The sequence below is a fragment of the Brevundimonas sp. FV1ps31S genome (assembly GCF_058681265.1).
Genome location: NZ_CM178735.1, coordinates 2831426 through 2853252 on the forward strand (window position 1 = coordinate 2831426; position 21827 = coordinate 2853252).

A 21827-nucleotide genomic window follows, 5' to 3' on the forward strand; every position below is an offset into this window, starting at 1 on the left:
CCGCCCTGATCCTGGCCACGACGCCGGCGGCCTCTTCAACGAGGAGGTCGCCGTCGCCTGTGAGATGTAGTCTGGACGCTGTTCATGGGAGCAGGCTTCCACAGCGTCAGCTGGACGCCGATTTTTGTGGCCACATCACTTGCCGCCGACGGGCGCAGGCGCCGCCGTTTTGAGATCTTCGTGTCTTGAGTTGCGGGCGGCGGACCGGCAGATTCGATGTAACATGCCAAAGCGAAGCCGAGGGGAGCCCCCTCCCCGCCGACCTCGGCTCAGCCCACCCGGAGGTACGGCGGGCAACGCCCCGTCACCGGCTGCTGAACCCGGTTTGATCGGGACGCTGGAGCGGGCTCGGTGGATTGGACGTCGCCAGGATTTCTTGCACAATCCTGGCTATGATAGGCCGCATGACGTCGCGCTGAACCTCTGCGGCCGCAGGCGTGTCGCGGACCACCTCCACCCCAGCCGCGAGAGCGAGCAACAGCCGGGCGCGCTCCTTCGCCCCCTCTCCGCCCAAGGCCCGGGCGAGCGGGGGAATCAGACGACGCTCAAATATGTCGCAGATCAGGGCCTTTGCCGTCGGATCGCACGCCGACCGCACCGCAACCAGGACAAGATCATCGATACGCTCCTGGGCGACGATGCCGTGCTCATCCAGTATTTCCGCCCCATCTTCACTTCCGACGGGCTGGTCGAAGATCTGACTGAAAAGGTCCGCCTTGGATTCGAAATGCCGATAGACCAGGGCGTGGTCGATATCCGCTTCCATCGCGATCTCGCGCAGGCTGGCCCCGAAACCACGCTGGATGAACAATTTACGCCCCGCGCACAGGATGGCGTTTCGCGTGACCTGCTGACCGGGCCTATGCCGGACGGAGCACTGTCCCTCTTTCGGGGATTTCGAGCCATTCCGCTCCATGGGGCCGGGGACGGTCGGGCGTGTCATGATGCGGTCACGGCGCCGACAACGTCCCCGGCGCAGATCACCGCAGCCCACCGCCGAGCGTGCGATACAGCTCCACCAGATTGGTTTCGCGGCTGAGGCGGGTATTCAGCAGCTGCTGCTCGGCGCTGTACGCAGTTCGTTGCGCGTCCAGAGCCGTCAGGAAGGACGAAACTCCGACGCGGTAGCGAGCCTCGGAAATCTTCGCCGCCGCCCGTGCGGACTCGGCCCGAGCCGTCTGGGCCGAGACCTGTTCGGTGATCGTGCCCCGCTGGGCCAAGGCGTTGGCGACTTCGCTGAAGGCCGTCTGGATGGCCTTTTCATAGGTCGCCACCGCCGCCTGGGCGTTGGCCTCGGCCAGGCGGACATTGCCCAGCCGGCGGCCCGCGTCGAAGATGGGCAGGCTGACGCCAGGCGTCACGGAATAGGCGTAGCTGCCGTCCGAGAAGAGGTCAGACAGGGCCGAACTGGCGCTGCCGTAGGAGGCCGTCAGCGAAATGGTCGGGAACAGGGCGGCGCGAGCCGCGCCAATGTCGGCGTTTTCCCCCCGCAGCTGGTGCTCGGCTTGCAGCACGTCCGGGCGCGCCAGCAGAACCTCCGACGAAACGCCCGTCGGCAATTCCGCCAGGGTCGCGCCTGCGTCGCTCAGACCTTCCGGCAGCAGATCAGCGGCGACCGGCGCCCCGACCAGCAGTTCCAGCGCATTGCGATCCTTGGCGACCGTGGTTTCCAGCACAGCGACGTCATTGCGCGCCGATTGATACTGGACGTCCGCCTGGCGGGCCTCCAGCTCGGACGCGGTGCCCAGCCGGAACTGCGCCTGGGTCAGGGACAGGGTCTCCGCATAGCTGTCGAGGGTCTGGCGGGACAGTCGGAGTTGGTCCTGGTCCGCTGCGAGCGTCAGCCAGGCGGTCGCAATTTCGGCGATCAGGCTGATCCGGGTCGAGCGTTGGCCCTCCTCGGTCGCGAGATACTGTTGAAGCGCGGACTCGCTCAGGTTTCGGACCCGGCCGAACAGATCGATCTCGAAGGCCGAGACGCCGAGATCGGCCGAGTAGGACTCCACATCCGACCCCGGCGCGGCCCCGGCGGCCGCGACCTGGGACGCATTGTCCGTATAGGTCGCCGATCCGCTGAGAGAGGCGGTCGGAAGCCGGTCGGCGCGGGTCACCCGGTACTGGGCGCGCGCGGCCAGAACATTGGCCGCCGCCACCCTGAGATCGCGATTGTTGTCCAGGCCCTGGGCGATGATCTGACGAAGACGGTCGTCGGTGAAGAAATCCCTCCACCCCAGGTCAGCGATGGCGACGGGGTTGGCCGCCGCGTCTGGATAGACCCCGCCTTGCGGCAGCGACGCCGGAACGACGCCCGTCGGCTGAACGAAGGCGGGGGCGAGATTGCATCCCGACAGCAGCGCCGCCCCGGCCAACAGGATTGAGATCGGCTTGATCATGGTTTGACGCTCTCGGCGGCTTCGCCGCTCTGAAAGGTGGGACTGGGGGGCGAGGCCGGCTTGCGCGACCTGAACAGGTTGGTCACGACGACGAAGAACATCGGCACGAAGAAGATGGCCAGGACAGTGGCGCTGAGCATGCCGCCGATCACCGACTGACCGATGGCGTTCTGTCCGCCGGCGCCGGCGCCGGTCGAGATCGCCAGCGGCAGGACGCCAAAGATGAAGGCCAGACTGGTCATCAGGATCGGTCGCAGCCGCAGGCGCGCCGCCTCGACGGCCGCCTCCATGGCGTCCATGCCTCGACGCACCCGCTCCTCGGCGAACTCGACGATCAGGATGGCGTTCTTGGCCGCCAGACCGATGGTGGTGATGATGCCGACCTGGAAGTAGATATCGTTGTTCAGGCCGGTGAGCTGCGCCGCCAGCACTGCGCCTAGAACACCCAGCGGCACCACCAGCAGCACCGCCACAGGAACGGTCCAGCTCTCGTACAGGGCCGCAAGACACAGGAAGACGATCAGAAGCGACAGGGCGTACAGAGCCGGCGCCTGGCCGCTCGACATCTGCTCCTCATAGGACAGGCCGGTCCATTCCAACCCTGTCCCCGGAGGCGTCTTGGCATGGATCGCCTCCATGGCGGCCATAGCCGCTCCGGAACTGACGCCTGCGGCCGGTCCGCCCTGGATCTGCATCGCAGGCTCGCCGTTATAGCGAGTCAGTTGCACCGGCGCCTGCGCCCATGACTGGGTGGAGAAGGCATTGAAAGGCGCCAGTGCTCCCGCAGCGCCGCGAACGTAGAAGTCGCTCAGGGACTCGGGCTTCTGACGATAGGGCTGGTCAGCCTGGATGTAGACCTTCTTAACCCGACCACGGTCGATGAAGTCGTTGATATAGGTTCCGCCCCAAACCGTGGAGACGGTGCTGTTCACGGTGGCCAGATCCAGTCCCAGGGCGGCGAGCCGGTCCTGGTCGATATTGATCTTAAGCTGAGCGGCGTCATCCAGCGACAGCGGACGCACCTGGGACAGGCTCGGATCCTGAGCCGCCATGCCCAGCATCATGTTCCGCGTCTGCAGCAAGCTTTCATGGCCTGCGCCCGTGCGGTCGACCAGCCACATGTCGAAGCCGGTGGCGTTGCCGAGCTCGGACACGGCCGGCGGCACCAGGGCGAAGATCATGGCGTCGCGATATTGCGAGAAGGCGCCCATGGCCCGACCGGCGACCGCTTGAGCCTTGTTGGCCGGGCCTTTGCGCTCCTCCCAGTCCTTGAGGCGGACGAAGGCGAGGCCGGCGTTCTGGCCCTGACCAGCGAAGGAGAAGCCGCTGATGGTGAAGACGCCTTCGACATTGGCGGCCTCGTCCTTGAGGAAGTGATTCCGGACGACGTCCAGAGCCTTGTCGGTCCGGTTGAGCGACGCGCCGGACGGGCCCTGAACCATGGCGATCATCATGCCTTGGTCCTCTTCAGGCAAGAAGCCGCTCGGCAGGCGCATGAAGGCGAAAGCCATGACGCCGCAGATCAGGAGATAGACCAGCCCCGAACGTTTCCAGCCGTTGGCCGTCTTGCGGACTCCGCCCTCGTAGCTGACCGTCGCCCGGTCGAAACTGTCATTGAACCAGGCGAAGAAGCGGCCCAGCGGTCCGGTCCCGTGGCTCTTGGACGGATCATGCGGTTTAAGAATGGTGGCGCACAAGGCCGGCGTCAGGATCATCGCGACAAGAACCGACAGGACCATGGCCGTGACGATGGTGATCGAGAACTGACGATAGATGACGCCCGTGGAGCCCCCGAAGAAGGCCATGGGCAGGAAGACCGCAGACAGAACCAGCGCGATGCCGACCAGGGCGCTGGTGATCTCGTCCATCGACTTGCGGGCGGCTTCCCTGGGGGACAGCCCCTCGGTCTGGATCAGACGCTCGACGTTCTCGACCACGACGATGGCGTCATCGACCAGCAGGCCGATGGCCAGGACCATGCCGAACAGGGTCAGGGTGTTGATGGAGTAGCCGAACAGACTCATCACCGCGAAGGTGCCCAACAGCACCACCGGAACGGCGATGGTCGGGATGAGGGTGGCGCGCCAGTTCTGCAGGAACAGGAACATGACGATGAAGACGAGGACCACGGCTTCGATCAGGGTGTGAATGACCTGTTCGACGGACAGCCGCACAAAGGGCGTGGTGTCATACGGATAGGTGACCTTGACCCCGGCCGGCAGGGTCTGGGCGATGCGGGCCACTTCAGCCTGAACGGCCTCGACCGTATCCAGAGCATTGGCGCCGGGCGCCAGCTTGACGCCGAAGCCGCTCGCGGGTTTGCCGTTGTACTGGCTACGGAACCCATAGGATTCCGCGCCCATTTCGACGCGGGCCACATCGCGCAGACGCACAATGGCGCCGTTGGTGTTGCTCTTCACCCGGATGGCGCCGAATTCTTCCGGAGTCTGAAGGCGTGACTGAACCGAGACCGTCGCGTTCAGCATCTGGTCTTCAGGCGCCGGCAGGGCGCCGATCTGGCCTGCAGAGACCTGCGCGTTCTGAGCTTCGACCGCGCTGGTGACGTCGGCGACAGTCACTCCGTATCCCGACATCTTCAACGGATCGAGCCAGATCCGCATGGCGTATTGCGAACCGAACACCTGGATCTCGCCCACGCCGTTGACCCGGCTGATCGGGTCCTGGAACTTGGAGACGACCAGATCGGACAAATCGACCTGGGTCTGGGAGCCGGTATCGGAATAGAGGGCGGTGATCAGCAGGAAGTTGCTCGACGACTTGGCGACAGTGACGCCAAGGCGTTGCACCTCTGTAGGCAGTTGCGAGGTGGCGGCCTGCAGCTTGTTCTGGACCTGCACCTGGGCGATGTCGGGGTCGGTGCCCTGCTCGAAGGTCAGGGTGATGGTCGCGTTTCCGGCCGAAGACGACGAGGAAGAGAAGTAGCGGAGGTTATCGATCCCCTTCAGCTGCTGCTCGATCACCTGGGTCGTCGTGCGCTCCAGGGTTTCGGCGTCAGCGCCGGGATAGTTGGCCGTGATGGTCACGGCCGGAGGGGCGATGGTCGGAAACTGCGCGATAGGCAGGCTGCGGATAGCCAGCACGCCGGCCAGCATCAGGCCGATCGCAAGGACCCATGCGAAGATGGGCCGGTCAATAAAGAAGCGGGCCATGGGTTAGTGCGCCTGCGCCGGGGTTTGAGCGGGTTTGCCGGACGGCGCGCCACCACCGGCCTGATAGGGCGCGGCCTTGACCGGCGTGCCCGGCATCAGGTTCTGCGCGCCCTCGACAACCACGCGGTCTCCGGGCTGCAGGCCGGACGTCACCATCCAGTCCTGACCCACGGTCCGGCTGGTCGTGATGGGACGAGGTTGCAGCTTGCCGTCGGCCCCGACCACCATCACCGAGGCGCCGCCCTTGGCGTCGCGGCTCACAGCGCGTTGCGGCGCGAGGATGGCGTTTGAGGTGGAACCCTCGACCAAGATCGCACGCGCGAACATGCCCGGCAGCAACAGCCCGTCCGGATTGTTGAAGATGGCCCGAATGTTCTGGCTGCCCGTGTCGGCGTCCACGGTGACGTCGGCGAACTGAAGCGTTCCGTCCTGGCCGTAGGTCGAGCCGTCTTCCAGCAACAGCTTGACCTGGGCGCCGTTTGCATCGCGGGACAGGGCGCCGGACGCGATCTGCTGGCGCAGCTTCAACAGGTCCCCGCTGGACTGCGGGATATCGACGTAAACGCGATCAATCCGCTGGATCGTCGCCAAGGGCGACGCCTGGGAGGCGGTGACCAGGGCCCCGACGGTGAAGCTGGAACGGCCGATCCGGCCCGAGATCGGTGCGCGCACAGTCGTGCGGGCCAAGTCGATCTGAGCGGTACGAAGCGCTGCGGCCTGTGCCCGGACATCGGCTTCGGCCTGCTGTGCGCTCGTCAACGCGTCTTCCAGCTCCTGCTGCGAGACGCCGTTGATCTTCACCAGTTCCTGATAGCGGCGCGCCAGGCCGGCGGTCGAGGCCACGGCGGCCCTTGCCCGAGCCAGGCTCGCCTGAGCGCTGGCCACTTGCGTCTCATAGGGGGCGGCGTCGATGCGATACAGGGGCTGGCCCGCGCGGACGTAATCGCCTTCCTCAAACAGACGCGCCGTAACAAGCCCGTTCACCTGCGGACGAACATCCGAGGTTTCTGCGGCGCTGATCCGTCCCGGCAGTTCTGTCGTCAGGGTGACCGGGCTGGTCTTGATCGTGACAAACGAAACCTGCGGGGGGCCTGCGGCCGGTTGCTGAGGCTGTGACGAACAGCTTGCGAGGATCAACGCCAGACCCATCGCCGGAGCGATAACTTTCATCCTTAACCTCTCACAAACCATATGTGAACGAACGCTCACTCACTGTTGCGCCGGTGTTAGTCGTGGGCTATGGGGCGTGTCAAGTGAGGATGAGTACGTGATGGCGTTGGCGACGAAGGCGAGAGAGGAGCGGGCGGACGCGCGACGCCAGACTTTGATCGACGCCGCGCGCGCGCTATTCGTGAAACAGGGTTTTCACCAGACCGGAATGGCGGAACTCGCTGCGGTGTCCGGCATCAAGATGGGACAGATCTACCGGGACTTCGGCAGCAAGGACGACATTATCGCCGCTATATGCGAGCAGGACATCTCCCTGTTGTTGTCGGATGTCCGGTTGTTCGACGACTCCAGGATTGGCGGCCTGCCGGCTTTGCGAACCTGGATCGAGGACTATGTCGCTCATCAACCCGGCCTGGACCAGTGCAGGATGATGACCGAGATTTCGGCAGAGGCCGGCCGAAACCCGCGCGTCGCCCACATTTTGATCGACCTTGAATCCCGGCTGCTCGCAAAGCTCGATTCCACCTTGAACGCCCTGACCGACGGTCGGATCGACCCAATCGCCCGCCGGCGGATCGTCAAGATCATGTTCGCCCTCAACCTGGGCCTGATGACGCAAAGAGTAGCCCAGCCTGAGCATGACGGCGCCAGCACCCTCCGTTCGGCGATGGACCTGATCTTCGGGGAACTCGAACGTCTCATGGACCATAAATAGGTTCGCAGCCTTGCCTGGCGCTTGGCGGCCCCTGTGACGCCGCGACACTGGTTGAGGCGATCGGGCGGCGGAAGAAGTTCAGTCATGGTCTTGCTTGGCTTCGATGAAGGCTGACCGCTGTTCCCGACTGGCCAGACCTGAAGAGAAGTCCTAGATTTGCGGCATGACCATTCGGCCGGCGGACGCACGGAAACTCTATCAACAGGTGGCCGGCGCCGTCGCTTCGGCGATCTCTGCAGGCCAATATCCCGTGGGCAGCCGGCTGCCGTCGGAGCGTGATCTGGCCGAAGAATTCGGCGTCAGCCGTCCAACCGTGCGCGAGGCCATGATCGCGCTTGAGATCCGCGGTCTTGTCGAGGCTCGCCACGGCTCGGGCATCTATGTGATGGAGGGAGCCGAAGCGGGCGCGCCACCGCTGGACCTTGATATCGGCGCCTTCGAATTGACCGAGGCGCGGCGACTGTTCGAGGGAGAGGCTTGCGCCTTGGCGGCGTCGGTGATCAGCGATGATGAACTGGCCGAGCTGGAGTCCATCCTGGCCGACATGGTGGGCGAAAACAGCCTGGCCACTTCGATCGGGGAGCAGGCGGACCGACGCTTTCATCTCGCGATCGCCCGCGCCACCCGCAACACGGCCATCCTGATGGTTGTCGAGACGTTGTGGGACATTCGGTACCGCTCGCCGCTGTGCGCCGCCATGCTCACACGCGCCCGACAGGTCGGCGTGCGCCCCCTTATCGAGGACCATCGAGAGATTCTGGACGCCCTGATCCAGCGCAATCCCAAGGCGGCCCGACAAGTGATGCGGGCGCATCTCGGCCGGGTTATCGACGGGCTGCTCATCGCCACGGAGATCGACGCCTTGGACCGAGCTCGTTCTGATGTCGAAGAGCGACGGCGCGATATCGCCCGCCGCTCGTCCGTATAGGGGCGCCAGTCAGAACGTCTTGGTCAAGCTCGCCGAGAAGGTCCGGCCGTCATAATCGGCCGTCCGGTTGAAGGCCTCGACGCCCTCGTACTCTTCGCGGCGGGAGTCGGTGATATTGTAGATTTCCAGGCGGAGCTCCGCACCGCCGAACCCGCTATAGGCGGCGGTGAAGTCCAACTGGCCGCGCGGGCGAACACGGCTTGAACTGCCGGTGAAGGTCGAACCGCCCTCCAGCAGGATTTCCGACGCATAATTATAGGCCAGACGCGCCTGCCAGCGGTCGTCGTCGTAGTAGCCGATCAGGTTGTAGGTCTGGTCCGCCACGCCGTAGAGCTTGGAACCGTTGGCCCCGCTGGACGTCACCTTCGTCGCATTGAAAACCATGCCGAAGTGGGCCCAGGGGCCCGGCAGGAAGCTGAAGTCCTGCTGGACCTGGAACTCGAAGCCTTCCACCTTCAGCTCGCCCGGATCATTGATGACCCGATTGATGACGATGCGCTGGTTTTGAGTCTCGATCGCCGCCCCCTGGTTGATCCTGCAAAAGCCCGTGGCGTCCACGAACAGCGGACCATAGGTTTCTCCGGCCGCTTCGAAGTTCTGGCCCACCGGACAGAAATTATTCTGGGTGATGATATTGTTCGTGATCGTCTTGTGGAAATAGCCGCCTGCGACGACGCTGCCGGGACGGTTGTACCAGGACAGCCCCAGATCGAAGGCCTTTGAGCTTCTCGGTCTCAGATCGAAGGTGTCGACGTCGATGCGCACGGAACTCTGGGTCTCGCCGGTATCGGGATCGACGTTTTCCAGGACGCGCGTCGGCGCAGGCGAGAACTCGACGAGATCAAAGGCCTCGAACGTCTCATAATAGGCGGCGCGGCCGACCAGGGTCGGCGAGATGTCGAAGATGAGATTCACGGACGGCAGCAGGGCGTCGAAACTGCCGCCGGCGGGCTCCGGCGGACTGAAATAGCCGGGCCGGAAGTCGGCGCTGGTGAAGCCCAGGGCCGTATAGAATTTCAGCGCCTGATCCTCGATCAGACCTTCCAGATCGATGTCGATGTAGCGCAGTCCAAGGTTGCCGCGGACCGGGACATGGCCCCGCATGTCGGAAAAGTCGAACTTCGTCATGGCGAAGAGTTCGAGATTGTCTCGCGTTGCGGTAAAGTTCTGGCCCGCCACCCTGTTCAGGGGGAAGCGCTGAATCATGCCGGACAGCTCGTTGCGCGGCGCCTCGGCCAGGATCTTGGCGTAGGTGATCCGCGAGCGCGCCGCGGGCGTCAGCTCGGGGAAGAAGGCTGCGAGCTGAGCGGCCGTCGGGGCGAAGTTCACCCCGTCTGGAATTGTGGTCTGGACCGGGAAGATCAGACTTTCGATCAGCTTGTTGTCGATCGACAGAAACTGATCGAGCTCCGCATTGGGCGCGCCTGAGCCGAAGAAGGATCCTCCGTTCGTCACCGCCCGATTGAGCCGAAAGATCTCATCCGTCAGATTGTTCAGGGACAGGCCGAGATTGGCGTTCTCCTGGTAGACTTGGCGCGCCTTCTCGCGAGCGTAATATGCCCCGAAATGCACGCTGGTGAACGGGCCGAACTCAAGTTCACGCTCAGCCTTGAGATCCAGGGCGTACAGGTCGCGGGTGACGCGGTGATTAGCGCCGCTGGCTGTAAATACGACATTCTCCGGCCGCAGGCCGTTACGGGCCTGGGTGCCGTTGCCGCCGCTGACCGTATAAGGACCGACGGCCGACAGAAGGCGCGAGGGCACGTTCAGGTCGAACAGATAATCACGATACCGTCCCAGACCTGTATCCACCGTCGCGGTGATCCCGTTGGAATTGTCGTCGATTCCGTCTCCATTGGCGTCGACTCGGCCCGTCGTCGGCTGGATACGGTGCTCATAGAGGAACTCGTCCCGGGTCCCCAGGGCTTCCGAGTAGGTGCCGATTGCGTCCAGACTCCAAGAGCCCAGCTCCAGGTTGGCCTGCGGATAGAAGGCGAAACTCTGGTCGATCGACGGCATGCTCCGGCTGCCGATGGGCAGTTGGACGTCGCTCGCCTGCACCCGGTTGACCACATAAACATTCTCGACCGTGCCGTCCGAACCGCGGTCGAACTGTCCTACCAGCACAGGATCGACCAGCGGATTTACGATGCCGTTGGTGTCCGAAAGGAAGGCGGTGAGGATGTCCAGGTTCGCCTCATCCAGATCACGGCGCGTGCCGATGGCGTCGAGGCGCAGATTCAGCGCACTGTTCACGCGCCATTCCAGGCCGGTCGCGCCGGAGATCCGATAGCCGTCCGAGGTGCGGGAATACTGCCTGACTTCGGAAGGAAAGACGACCTGATTGGCCACGCCGTCGGTCGCGGCCGGTATGGCGAACGCCGGATTTGTCGCCGCGAACTGCGCCAGGCGCGCATTGCTGTAGGCGGTGTAGGCGTTGATCCGGATCGTATCGCGCCGGAAATTCTGCCGGGAATAGGAGATCGTGCCATAGACGCCCAAGTCCGGCGTGATCCGGTGGGCGGCGCTCAGAAAATACGCCGGGTTGAAGGCTTCGGTGGTTTCTTCGTACTGGGCTTCGGCCCGAGCAACCCCGCCCTCCTTTCGCGACAGGGCTGAGCGTATGCGCAGGTTCACCACCGAACCGAGGCCGCCCGCCGGCATTTCGGCTGAGAAGGATTTGATGACGTCGGCGCCGCCGAAGATCGAAGCGTCATAGATGCCGAACGGATTGCCAGAACCACGCGTCCCCAAGGTCGGGGCAGCCACGCTCTGACCCATGACGGTCGTCTTGGTGTATTCGCTGGGCAGGCCGCGCACGCTGATGCTTGCGTCTCGACGGTCGTCCGCGCGGTTGATCTGTACGCCTGGAATGCGTTGCAGAGCCTCGCCGAGGTTCAGGTCGGGCGTACTCCCGACGTCGTCGGCCGAGATCCCGTCCAGAATGACGTCGGACTTACGCCGGATATCCAATGCATTATTGAGGGAGGCTCGTATGCCGACCACCACGACTTCTCCCGCCTCGCTGGCTACATCGTCATCCGAATCCCGAGCGTCTTGAGCGGCGTCCTCGCTGGGAAGCGTCGGTGGAGGCGCGGGCGAAATGGCTTGAGCTCGGGCATCGTCAAGGCCAGCGGCCGCAAAGGCTGCGGTCAGGACGACGAACATCGCCGTCGAATTACAGTAGTGTCTGTCGTGTCTGCAGCTCCTCACGCCCAGTGAAGATGTCATGGTTAATCTCCTCCATAGGGCTTGTTTTTTCGCCGCCCCTCACGGTGGAGAATGGCGAGAAGGACACCGGTGTCAACAAAATATTGGTCTGACCTCTTGCGAAGGTAGGACGACCGGCTACGCTGCTGGAACGGCAGGCTTTGTCGTCGGATTTCTCCCGGCTTCGCTACGTTTAACGAATGGCGTTGGGGTGAAATACGGGGGGATGATTGGCCATGCCGCTTAACAGGCGAGTTCAAATATGATCAGAAACGTCGGGATTTTTCTCTTTGGCTTGGCCACTGTCGCGCCACCTGCCGCAGCGGCGTCTTTGTCCATAGACCCGCATTTCAGTGATCATATGGTTCTTCAAAGGGGGCGCCCCGTCGTCGTTCGCGGAGATGGAGTCGCCGGAAGCGCAGTGACGGTGACGTTCGGCGCGACGCGCGTGCAGACCACCGTCAATTCCGTGGGGCGATGGCAGGTCGTGCTGCCCCCGTCTTCCAAGGGCGGCGGAAGTCTCGATCTGACCGACTCGACCGGCGCCTCGCTTCGAGTGGCCGATGTCGTGACGGGAGACGTATTTCTCTGCTCGGGGCAGTCGAACATGGATTTGCCGGTCAGCGACACCGCCTATCCACGCCGCACCGCCGAGGAGGCTGAAGGCACGCCTGTACGCCTTCTGAAAGTCCGACGTACAAGCAGCCCCGACTCCGCGCAGAAAATCGTCCCGGAAACCCCGTGGACGCCTGCTGGTCCAACCAGTCTCCCGACTTTTTCCGCAGCCTGCTGGCACATGGCGCGGACCCTCTCCGCCGCTGCGCCCGGGACCACGATCGGCGTCATCCAGGCCTCATGGGGCGGGGCCTCCATCGAGGACTGGATCGATCCATCGGTTATCGGCGCCCTTCCGGAGCACAGGGCGGATGCGGCTCTACTCAGCCGCTTCGCCGCAGATCCAGCCGCCACGACCGCAGAGATCGTCGCAGCCACCGACGATTGGGCGACGGCGGCGGATCCTGCAGGAAGCGGCCGAGCCTACGCCTCCGCCGCGTTCGATGACTCCGCCTGGGGCGAAATCGCTCTTCCGGGCGCGTGGGAGCGGAGCGGGGTTCAGGCCTTGACCGGCTTCGACGGCCTTATGTGGTTCCGGCGCGGCCTGGATCTGAGCGCGGACCAGGCCGGCCGACCAGCCGTGCTGAACCTTGGCCGGATTGATGAACGCGACCAGGTCTGGGTCAACGGCCGGACCGTCGGCGCCGGTTTGACCGCGGCGGAGACACGGCGTTACGCGATCCCCGCCGGGCTGCTGAAGCCAGGCCCCAACCACGTGGTCATACGCGTTGTCGATGAGCGCGGCGGCGGAGGACTGACCGGCCGCGCACCCGATCTAAGGCTGGATCTCGCCGGAAGCGACAGCGTCTACCTTGCCGGCGACTGGCGTTACAGAGCTGGGCCGGCGCGCTGGCAATGGACGGCGGCGCCCCCGTTCGTGCCCTGGGCGGCGCCCCGGGGTATGGCGACGATGTGGAACGGGATGATCGCACCGCTGGAGGGATTTCCGCTAAAGGGCGTCGCCTGGTATCAGGGCGAAACCAACACGGCGGATGCGGACGGGTACGCTAATCTGCTGCGTCTATGGGCGGACTCGTGGCGGCGACATTTCAACGATCCCGATCTTGCCCTCGTTGTCGCGCAGCTGCCGGGCTATGGCCCGCGGACGGCCTTGCCGACGGACTCCGATTGGGCCCGACTCCGGGAGGCTCAACGGAAAACGGTCGAGGCCGATCCGAGAATGGGGTTGGCCGTCTTGATCGATCTCGGCGTGTCCCATGATATCCATCCGGCCCACAAGGAGGTGGTCGGGGAGCGGATCGGAAACGAGATGCTGCGCCTGGCCTATGGCAGGCCAGCGCCGCAAGCGCCTTCGCCTCTGAATGCGCGCCGGACGCTCGACGGCATCCGGGTCCAGTTTGCACATGCGGACGCCGGGTTGATCGTTTATGGATCCCATGACGCGGCGGGGTTTGAACTCTGCGATGCAGACGCCACGTGCCGCTTCGTGCCTGCCAAGGTCGAGGGCGACTCTGTCGTTTTGGCTGCGGACCCGAGCGCACAAGAGGTTCGGTATGGCTGGCAGGGCTTCCCTGTGGTCAACCTCTATGGCGCAGACGGATTGCCGGCGACACCGTTCAGCATCCCAATCCCTCAAGACTAAACGCCCACGGCACGCCACGGGCGCTGGAGGATGCCAGCGCCCTCCTGAGACCGCAGTTTTCGAACTGGACCGGCGCCTTGCCGCCAAGGCCTGAAGCGGTCTCGCGTTCGACCAGCTTCAGCCCCAACCCGTCGCGAAGGCGTGGCGACCTCAGGTCCGTCTCGTTCTTCCCAGCGCAGGCTGATGCGGTCGTCAGCCCCATCCTGCAGAGCAGGTGGTGGCCGCGTGTCGTCATCTTCCTGCAAGCCGTCGGTAAACTCAGACTGAATGCGCACACGCCTGCGGCGTCAGTCTGCCAAAGGGCGCTTCGCATGCGCAAGGCGGACCTTCCGAACGTCTGCAAACAGTCGCGAGCGGCGGTGGGCGCTTAGGGTCTCAGATGCGCCATCCGCAGTCCTTGGCGCATCGTCACAAACCAAGACATTCAGCTGTCTCGCCGAACTTACGCCAGACTGCCCTGCCCCGGGATTGCGAGCCCCAATGAGAAGCTCACCTGCAGCCCGGTTGCACCTATGTCGGACAGTCCAAAATCAAGGCGGCTGTTATGGCCGGCGATAATCTGGGACACGAGACTGAGACCGATGCCGGCGCCGCTGGGCCGGCTGGTGAAGAAGGGTTTTAGAATGGTCTCCGGATCCAGGCCGCCGAGGCCAGGGCCGTTGTCAGACACCTCGAATCGAACCCCGCCCTTGTCGACGCTGACCGATAAACGAACGCGCGGCGCTTCAGCGGCGCCGAGGCACGAAGCGGCGGCCTGGGCCGCGTTCAGCAGGAGATTGATTACGGCCTGCACCAGGAGGTCAGGGTCGGCCAGCACGGTCACGTCAGGTATCCGCGACAGTTCCAGCGTGACGCCGTTCCCTGCATCGTGCCTCTCGAAAAGGCGTTGGACGTCCGCCATCAAAGGCGCGACCGTCACCGGGCGCAGCACCGGCAGCGGAAGTCTGGCCAGCGCCCGATAGGATTCGACGAACCGAAGCAAGCCGACGGACCGCCGCTCAAGGACGGCCAGGGCGTCCCCAGCCCCTTCCCTGTCGCCGTCGGCGAGCAGCAATCGCGCGCTCTGGGCCAGGGACGTCACTGGCGTCAAGGAGTTCATGATCTCGTGAGAAAGGACGTCAAGCGTCTCCCGAAGCGTCGCGGTCTCGCGTGCGCGGAGTTGCTCTTCGATGTCGGCGAGGGCGATCAACCGCGCCGGGCCATCCTCCTGCACGATGTCGGCGAGCGAAGCCGCATAGGCCCGGGGGCGCGGCAGCCCCAACATCAGCGGCGTAGCGGCAGCCATCAACGGGCCGCCGGCAACGCGTAACAGTTCATCGGACGCGCCCAGGATCGGGCCATCCGTGACGAACAGGGCCCGAGACGCCCGGTTGAGCGCGAGCAGACGACCGTCAGGGGACCGGCTGACCAGGGCGGTCGGGACAAGGTCAAGCACATGCGCCAGCCAACGGCGCCGTGCCTCGGCGGACCGTCGCTCATCAAGATCGGCTCCCGAGGCGGCGTCCCCGCCCGTTGGGGACCAGATACGGGCGAGCCGTCCAAGCGCGGGGAGGGAGGCCAGGACCGCCAACACGCCCAAGGCCGCCGCCGTCGCCCATAGGCTTCGATCAATAGCGGCCCAGAAACCGACCCCCAGGACGAAAGCCCCAAGGAAGGCGACAGTCGCGCCAAGCCGTTGTCTAGAGGCCATGCTTTTCCATCCGGCGATAAAGGGTGGCCCGGGTCAGGCCCAGATCGCGGGCGGCGTGACTGACGTTGAATCCGTGACGCTTCAGCGCCGCCTCGACCAGCCGGCGTTCCTGGCGATCCAGATTGAGATCGTCGCCGGGCTCGACGGAACGCGCCGACGCCGGTTCGCCGGAGGGCTTCAGCTCGCAGAGGTCGAGCACATCGCCTTCTCCCAGGAGAACCGCCTGTTCGACAACCGCCCTGAGTTCGCGAACATTGCCCGGCCAGTCGGCGCCGGTCAGCCAGGCCTCGGCGTCCGGCGACACCGGTGGGGGCGGACGGCCGGACCCCGCGGCGGCTCGCCGAATGAAGTGTCGGGTCAGTTCGAGGATGTCGCCGCGTCGCAGGCGTAAAGCCGGAACCTGAAGCTGGGTCCCGGCAAGACCAAACCTCAAGCGATCAGGCCAGTGTGACAGCGCCTCCGCCCGGGTCGTCGTGGCGAGGATACGGACCGGCGAAGGGCCCTCGATCACGCCGGCAAGAACGCCGAAGACCTGGGGGGCGAGCGCCTCGGCCGATTCGAGGAGCAGGACGCCATCGGCGACCGCCTGAACACGCGCCATCTGTTCTTTCGGCGAGAGCGCCGCGAGATCGAGCGACACGAGGGGCCGGTCCCGCTGGGTTGAGGCGGCGTGGATCGCCTGAGCCGCGAGCGTCTTTCCGGCGCCGGACTCGCCGGTGATCAGGACGGAGCTTTTCGTCGCGGCCAGCCTGCCGACGCGGGCGCGCAATCGGTCCGCCGCGGGAGACGCGCCGATGATCAGCGCGTCCGACAGGGCCCCGGATGGCTCGTACCCTTGCTCACGTCGGCGGCGTCTCAATGCCACGGCGTCGGTGACGGCCGTTGTCAGCCGCGCATTGCTCCATGGCTTCATGATGAAATCGCCGGCTCCGGCGCGCATGGCCGCTACGGCGACGCCCACCCCGCTATGGCCTGTGACGACAAGGACGACCGCATCCGGATCCAGCGCCACGATCCGACCCAGGGCGGCCAGCCCCTCCTCGCCGGACCGGGCCCCTGGCTGGAAATTGAGGTCAAGGAGGATGGCGTCGACGCGCGCTTCAGCCAACGCCGCCCAGATATCCTCCGGCCGCTGGATCGTCGCGACCTCGAACCCGGCGCGCCGGAGAACGAGCGTCCCCGCTTTCAGCACATCGGAGTCGTCGTCGATGAAGAGCACCCTGCCAGCTGTCGCTTCAGTGGGGAGTGCATCAGTGACGGACATAGGGGCTTTCGGTGTTCGAAAATGAACACAGGTAAGATCGCGCCGACGAAAAGATCAAGCCGCGCGGGGCTTTAGGTCGATATCAGGCGGCACGGTAAGCTTGGTTGCATGAGCCAGGCCGACCCGTCTTCCGATCTCCCGCCCTCCGCCACGCCGCCGGCGGGCGCCATGGATCGTCGCCTGCCTCGCAAGCGGTTCAGGCCTGGCCGCGTCGTCATGGGACTAGCGGCGGCCGCCTTCGTGACCGTGATCGCGGTGCTGATCTGGCGCACCCTGCCCGGCAATGGCGATCTGGTGGTGAAGAAGGCCGACCTCGCCACGGCGACGGCGCGGCAGGCGATCTTCGACGACGCCCTGCCCGTCCGCGCCCTCGCGGCCCCCCTGCGCACGGTCCAGATCGTCGCGATCGAGGGAGGGCAGGTCCAGGGTGTGCAGGTCGAGGACGGCGCCCGGCTGGCCGCCGGCCAGCCCCTGGCGATCCTGTCCAACCCGCGGCTGCGCATGGAGGTGACGGCGAGCGAGGCCCAGATCGCCGGGCAACTCGGCGACGCCCGGGGCCAGCAGCTCCAGATATCGCGCAACCGTTTGGATCGGGAACAGGCGATCAGCGAAACCGCCTTCAATCTTCTCAACGCCGAACGCGAGCTGGGCATCCGTTCGAGCCTGCACGCCAAGGGCATCGTCTCCGACGCCGGCCTGGCCGAGTCGCAGGCTCTGGCCGACTACCACCGCAACCGGTTGCAGAGCCTCAGGCGCGCCGAGCCGTCCGAGACCCTGTTGGCGCAACGCCAGCTCGACGGCGTGGTCTCCTCGTCCAACCAGTTGCAATCCAACCTCTCGGCCGTCCGCGCCAGCCTGGACGCCCTGACCATTCGCGCGCCCGTCGCCGGTCGCCTGACCGCATTCGACCTCCAGCCCGGCCAACCGCTGACGGCCGGGACCGTGGTCGGCCAGATCGATTCAGAAGACGCCTACAAGCTCGTCGCCGAGGTGGACGAATTCTATCTTGCGCGCGTCAGTGCAGGCCAGGGCGCGACAGCAACCCTCGAAGACAAGACCTGGCCGCTGACGGTTTCACGGGTTCTGCCCCAGGTCTCCAACGGCCGGTTCACCGCCGAACTGGTGTTCCGGGAGGCGACGCCGCCGAACCTGCGTCGAGGCCAAACCCTCGATCTGCGCATCACGCTCGGCGAGAGCCGTCCGGCGCTCGTCCTGCCGACGGGCGCCTGGCTGGAAGGGTCCGGGGGCGCCTTCGTCTATGTGCTCGACGCCGACGGTCGCCGGGCGACCAAACGGGCGATCCGCCTGGGACGGCGCAGTCCGACCCAGGTCGAGGTTCTCCAGGGCCTCGCCGCCAACGACCGCATCGTCGCCTCTTCCTACGCCACCTTCGACGCGCGACCGCGCCTCGTTCTCCGCTGACCATTTCGCCTCGACGAAGGAATATTCATGATCACCCTGGCCGGAATCCAGCGTCTGTATCGATCCGATGAGGTCGAGACCGCTGCGCTGCGCGACATCGAACTGAACGTCGAGAAAGGCGAGTTCGTCGCCGTCATGGGACCGTCGGGCTGCGGCAAGTCCACGCTCCTGAACATCATCGGTCTGATCGACCGGCCCACCGGCGGACGCTATCTGTTCAAGGGCGAGGACGTGGCCCAGGCGGAGGAAGCCGCGCTTGCCGCCATCCGCGCGCGCCATCTCGGTTTCATCTTCCAGAGCTTCAATCTTATCGACGAACTGACCGTCGCCGAAAACATCGAACTGGGCCTGATCTATCGCCGCAAGATCGCGGCTCCGGAGCGGAAAAGCCGGATCGCCTCAGCCATGGACCGGGTCGGCATCGCGCACAGGGCGGGCCATTATCCGCACCAACTCTCTGGGGGTCAGCAGCAACGCGCCGCCATCGCCCGTGCGATCGTCGGCCAGCCCGACCTGATCCTCGCGGACGAACCGACCGGCAACCTCGACAGCGAGAACGGCGCCCAAGTGATGGAGATTCTCAAGGGACTGAACGCCGAGGGCGCGACCATCGTCATGGTGACCCACTCGGCGGCCCAGGCGGATGAGGCCGGCCGCATCGTTGACATGCTGGACGGGCGCATTGTCGCCGGCGTCCGTCGCGCGTCCTGAGGAGAGCGCCATGATCGGCCACTACCTGAAGACCCTCTACCGATCGCTGAGCCGTCACCGGCTGTACACCGCGCTCAATGTCGGCGGACTGGCGGTCGGGATCGCCGTCTTCCTGATCCTGTTGCTGACCGTCCGGTTCGAGACGGGCTTTGATCGCTGGACGCCCAATGCCGACCAGATTTATCGACTCAGCGCCGTCACCCGCTGGCCCGGCGGAGAGCCGAGCTTTTCCGGCAATGTCCAAAGCATCGCAATCGATCTGATCGAGGAGGACTATCCCCAGATTTCAGCCGCTACCCGGGTGATGGGGAGCGGAGCCAGGATCCGGGCGGGAGGACCTGTCATCGAAGAGAGCATGGCCCTTGTCGACGCCGATTTCTTCAAGGTGTTCGACCTGCCCCTGATTGAGGGCGAAAAGGCCCACGCCCTCGACGACCCCGGCTCGGTGGTGCTGAGCCAGAGGGTCGCCAAGCGTCTGTTCCCCGATGGTTCCGCCCTTGGTCGATCGGTCGTGCGGCTAGTGCGAGGCCAGGAGCGGGCCTATCGGGTCACGGCGGTGATGAAGGATCTTCCGGCCGACAGCTCGCTCGACCTGAATATGCTGTTCCCGATCAATCGGGCTGATTTCGACATTGACGAGGCCGCCAACACCTTCGACCGCTGGGGCAGTTTCAACACCTCGGCCTATTTCCGGATTCCCAAGGCGAACGAGGCCCAGGCGGTCGGCGCCGATCTTGCCAATTTCGTCAAGCGGCGCATTCCGCCGGACGCCCTGCCGTCCCCGATCAACGAGACCCTCAAATACAGCCTGACGCCCCTTGCGGACATCCATTTCGCCGACGCGCGCGATCCGAATGCGGAACGATCCGCCAATGCGACCGACGTGGCGGTGCTAGGGGTCGTGGGGCTGATGACCCTGGTCATCGCCGCCCTGAACTATGTCAACCTGGCCAGCGCCCGGGCGGGTCTCAGGGCGCGCGAGGTGGCTGTGCGCAAGGCGCTGGGGGCGACGTCACGGGTCCTGACGTTGCAGTTCTTGGTCGAGGCCGTCGTCCTTTCGTCCGCCGCCGCCCTGTTCGGCCTGGCCCTGACCGAACTTATCCTGCCGGTGGTCAACGCCTATGGCGGGACGACGCTGAAGCTCCAGTATCTCGGTGTCGACGGCGTGGTGCTGATGGTCGCCGCCACGGCCCTGATTGTCGGCATAGGCGCAGGAGCCTGGCCCGCGTTGGCGCTGTCGCGGTTCGCGCCCGCCGGGGTTCTGGCCTCTGCCCGCTCGCCTGGGGGCGGCCGCGCCGGATCGCAGCTTCGCAGCATCCTGGTGGTCGTCCAGTTCACGGTCGCCCTGGTGTTCAGCATCTGCACCTTCGTCATGCTGGTCCAGAGCCACCATCTGCGCACCGCCGATCTCGGCTTTTCGCGCGAGGGCATCCTGGTCCTGGAACGGTTTAGGGGATCGGAGCTGGACGGTCGCCGCCCCGGTCTGCTGGATCAATACCGGCGTATCCCCGGGGTGGTCTCCGCCGCCGTGTCCAGCCGTTCGCCCGCCACCGGTTCGGTGTCCCAGACCAATGTCTCCAAGCCGGGTCATGTCGGCGAGGAACCGGCGGTGGTCATTGAGGAAATCGGCCCCGACTACTTCAAGACCTATGGCGTGGAGGTGGCCGCCGGCCGCCCGTTCAATCCTGAGAACAGGCTGGACGACGCCAGAGCTGAAGAAGGCGATTCTCCGGAAACTGGCGCTATCGGCCATCACGTCATGCTGAGCGAAAGCGCCCTTCCGATCCTCGGCTTCTCCAGCGCGGCCTCGGCTGTGGGCCAGACCGTGCGGTTCGGCGGCGAGCCCATGACGGTGATCGGGATCGTGCGCGATGTCCGGTTCCGCTCGCCGCGCGACCAAATTCCGCCCGTTCTCTATCGCTACCGCAGCGATGACATCCCCGGAGGCGTCCTCGTCGTGCGCTACAACGGCGATCCGATCGCCACTCGCGCCGCCATGGAACGCGCCTGGAGCCGCGCCGCGCCGACCGTCCCCTTCGAAGCCAAGACCGTGGCTCAGATGCTGGAGCCCTATTACAAGCCCGAAGACCAGCGCAGCCGCCTGTTCGGTCTTGGAGCCGGAGTTGCGATCTTGATCGGCGCCCTGGGCCTCTACGGCATGGCGGCTTTCGTCACGGCGAGGCGCACCCGGGAAATCGGCATTCGCAAGACCCTGGGCGCCTCGACGACCGAGGTGCTGGGTCTGCTGGTCAGTGAGTTCCTCAGGCCGGTGGGCGTGGCGGCGATCATCGCCTGTCCGGTGGCCTTCCTGCTGATGAGCCGCTGGCTCGAACGGTTCGACGATCGCGTCGGCCTGTCGCCTTTGGCCTTCATCCTGCCAGTCGCCGGGGCGGTCCTGATCGCGGTTCTGACCGTTCTGGGTCACGCCGTAGCGACAGCGCGATCCGAGCCGGCCAAGGCCTTGAGAAGTCTCTAGGGCGATCCGGCGAACCACCGGAGGGTCCAGCCCGCGCCGCACGGACAAGGGGCCCTCCGGAATACCGGCCTGGACCGGCAGAAGTACTCACCCGGCCGACTGCGGCATTCACCTCGGCGAGGTCATGGACGATGATATTGACGGTCCGGCTTATCGCGGGGTGGTGCAGATCTCGCCACGCCCGCTATGGCGTCGGCGTTTCGCGGCGGTCTATGCGGCCCTCGGTCTCGGTGGCCGAGCGGCGCGCATCATCGCGTTTAACGAAGGTCTCGCTTATATAGCGCCCCTGCATCCTGACGAGGACCCGCCATGTTCCGGACGGAGCTTCGAATACATCACTATTCTCTGTGCGCTCTATGTGCCCTGAGAAGTCGAAAAGCCGGAAAATACGTCGCAACACGGTATAAAATCGAGTGCACAGGCAACCAACCAACGTTTTGATATTACTTAAAAAATGCCG

General features: G+C 65.1%; 13 protein-coding genes. 6 read left to right on the top strand and 7 right to left on the bottom strand.

The window, feature by feature from the left end; genetic code table 11:
• Positions 1-304: 304 nt before the first annotated feature.
• Genes ACVPT3_RS13560 through ACVPT3_RS13575 form a run of 4 tightly spaced genes read right to left on the bottom strand, consistent with a single transcriptional unit; the run spans position 305 to position 6733 of the window.
• Entirely contained in the window at positions 305-943 is a 639-nt protein-coding gene (locus ACVPT3_RS13560; protein WP_492041397.1) for a TetR/AcrR family transcriptional regulator, read from the bottom strand.
• Positions 944-980: 37 nt separating this feature from the next.
• Positions 981-2393, bottom strand: coding sequence for an efflux transporter outer membrane subunit (locus ACVPT3_RS13565; protein ID WP_492041398.1), 1413 nt, complete (start codon positions 2391-2393; stop codon positions 981-983).
• Complete coding sequence (locus ACVPT3_RS13570; RefSeq protein WP_492041399.1) at positions 2390-5563, bottom strand: efflux RND transporter permease subunit; 3174 nt, start codon at positions 5561-5563, stop codon at positions 2390-2392. The genes ACVPT3_RS13565 and ACVPT3_RS13570 overlap by 4 nt, the downstream gene beginning before the upstream one ends.
• 3 nt (positions 5564-5566) lie before the next feature.
• Positions 5567-6733: an efflux RND transporter periplasmic adaptor subunit gene (locus ACVPT3_RS13575; protein ID WP_492041400.1), complete on the bottom strand. Its 1167-nt coding sequence runs from the start codon at positions 6731-6733 to the stop codon at positions 5567-5569.
• A gap of 100 nt (positions 6734-6833) precedes the next feature.
• Here ACVPT3_RS13575 and ACVPT3_RS13580 point away from each other — a divergent pair, with 100 nt between their 5' ends.
• Positions 6834-7448 (top strand): TetR/AcrR family transcriptional regulator, encoded by a 615-nt coding sequence (locus ACVPT3_RS13580; protein WP_492043827.1) that lies wholly within the window; start codon positions 6834-6836, stop codon positions 7446-7448.
• A 163-nt stretch (positions 7449-7611) separates the two neighbouring features.
• Positions 7612-8376 carry a FadR/GntR family transcriptional regulator gene (locus tag ACVPT3_RS13585; RefSeq protein ID WP_492041401.1) on the top strand — a complete coding sequence of 255 codons (765 nt, stop codon included), beginning with the start codon at positions 7612-7614 and terminating at the stop codon, positions 8374-8376.
• A 9-nt stretch (positions 8377-8385) separates the two neighbouring features.
• Here the strand turns inward: ACVPT3_RS13585 and ACVPT3_RS13590 are convergent, their stop codons facing one another.
• Entirely contained in the window at positions 8386-11607 is a 3222-nt protein-coding gene (locus ACVPT3_RS13590) for a TonB-dependent receptor (protein WP_492041402.1), read from the bottom strand.
• Between the two features lie 400 nt (positions 11608-12007).
• On the opposite strand from ACVPT3_RS13590, the gene ACVPT3_RS13595 reads away from it, so the two are divergent.
• Positions 12008-13804 carry a sialate O-acetylesterase family protein gene (locus ACVPT3_RS13595; protein WP_492041403.1) on the top strand — a complete coding sequence of 599 codons (1797 nt, stop codon included), beginning with the start codon at positions 12008-12010 and terminating at the stop codon, positions 13802-13804.
• A 442-nt stretch (positions 13805-14246) separates the two neighbouring features.
• On the opposite strand, the gene ACVPT3_RS13600 is transcribed toward ACVPT3_RS13595, so the two are convergent.
• A complete protein-coding gene (locus tag ACVPT3_RS13600; RefSeq protein WP_492041404.1) occupies positions 14247-15239 on the bottom strand; it encodes a sensor histidine kinase in 993 nt (330 codons plus the stop codon).
• A 244-nt stretch (positions 15240-15483) separates the two neighbouring features.
• Positions 15484-16713: a sigma-54-dependent transcriptional regulator gene (locus tag ACVPT3_RS13605; protein WP_492041405.1), complete on the bottom strand. Its 1230-nt coding sequence runs from the start codon at positions 16711-16713 to the stop codon at positions 15484-15486.
• A gap of 153 nt (positions 16714-16866) precedes the next feature.
• On the opposite strand from ACVPT3_RS13605, the gene ACVPT3_RS13610 reads away from it, so the two are divergent.
• The 3 genes from ACVPT3_RS13610 to ACVPT3_RS13620 are packed head-to-tail and all read left to right on the top strand — an operon-like array spanning position 16867 to position 21367.
• Positions 16867-18180, top strand: coding sequence for an efflux RND transporter periplasmic adaptor subunit (locus ACVPT3_RS13610; RefSeq protein ID WP_492041406.1), 1314 nt, complete (start codon positions 16867-16869; stop codon positions 18178-18180).
• A 27-nt stretch (positions 18181-18207) separates the two neighbouring features.
• Positions 18208-18891, top strand: coding sequence for an ABC transporter ATP-binding protein (locus ACVPT3_RS13615; protein ID WP_492041407.1), 684 nt, complete (start codon positions 18208-18210; stop codon positions 18889-18891).
• A gap of 10 nt (positions 18892-18901) precedes the next feature.
• Positions 18902-21367 carry an ABC transporter permease gene (locus ACVPT3_RS13620; RefSeq protein WP_492041408.1) on the top strand — a complete coding sequence of 822 codons (2466 nt, stop codon included), beginning with the start codon at positions 18902-18904 and terminating at the stop codon, positions 21365-21367.
• The last annotated feature ends 460 nt before the right edge of the window (positions 21368-21827 follow it).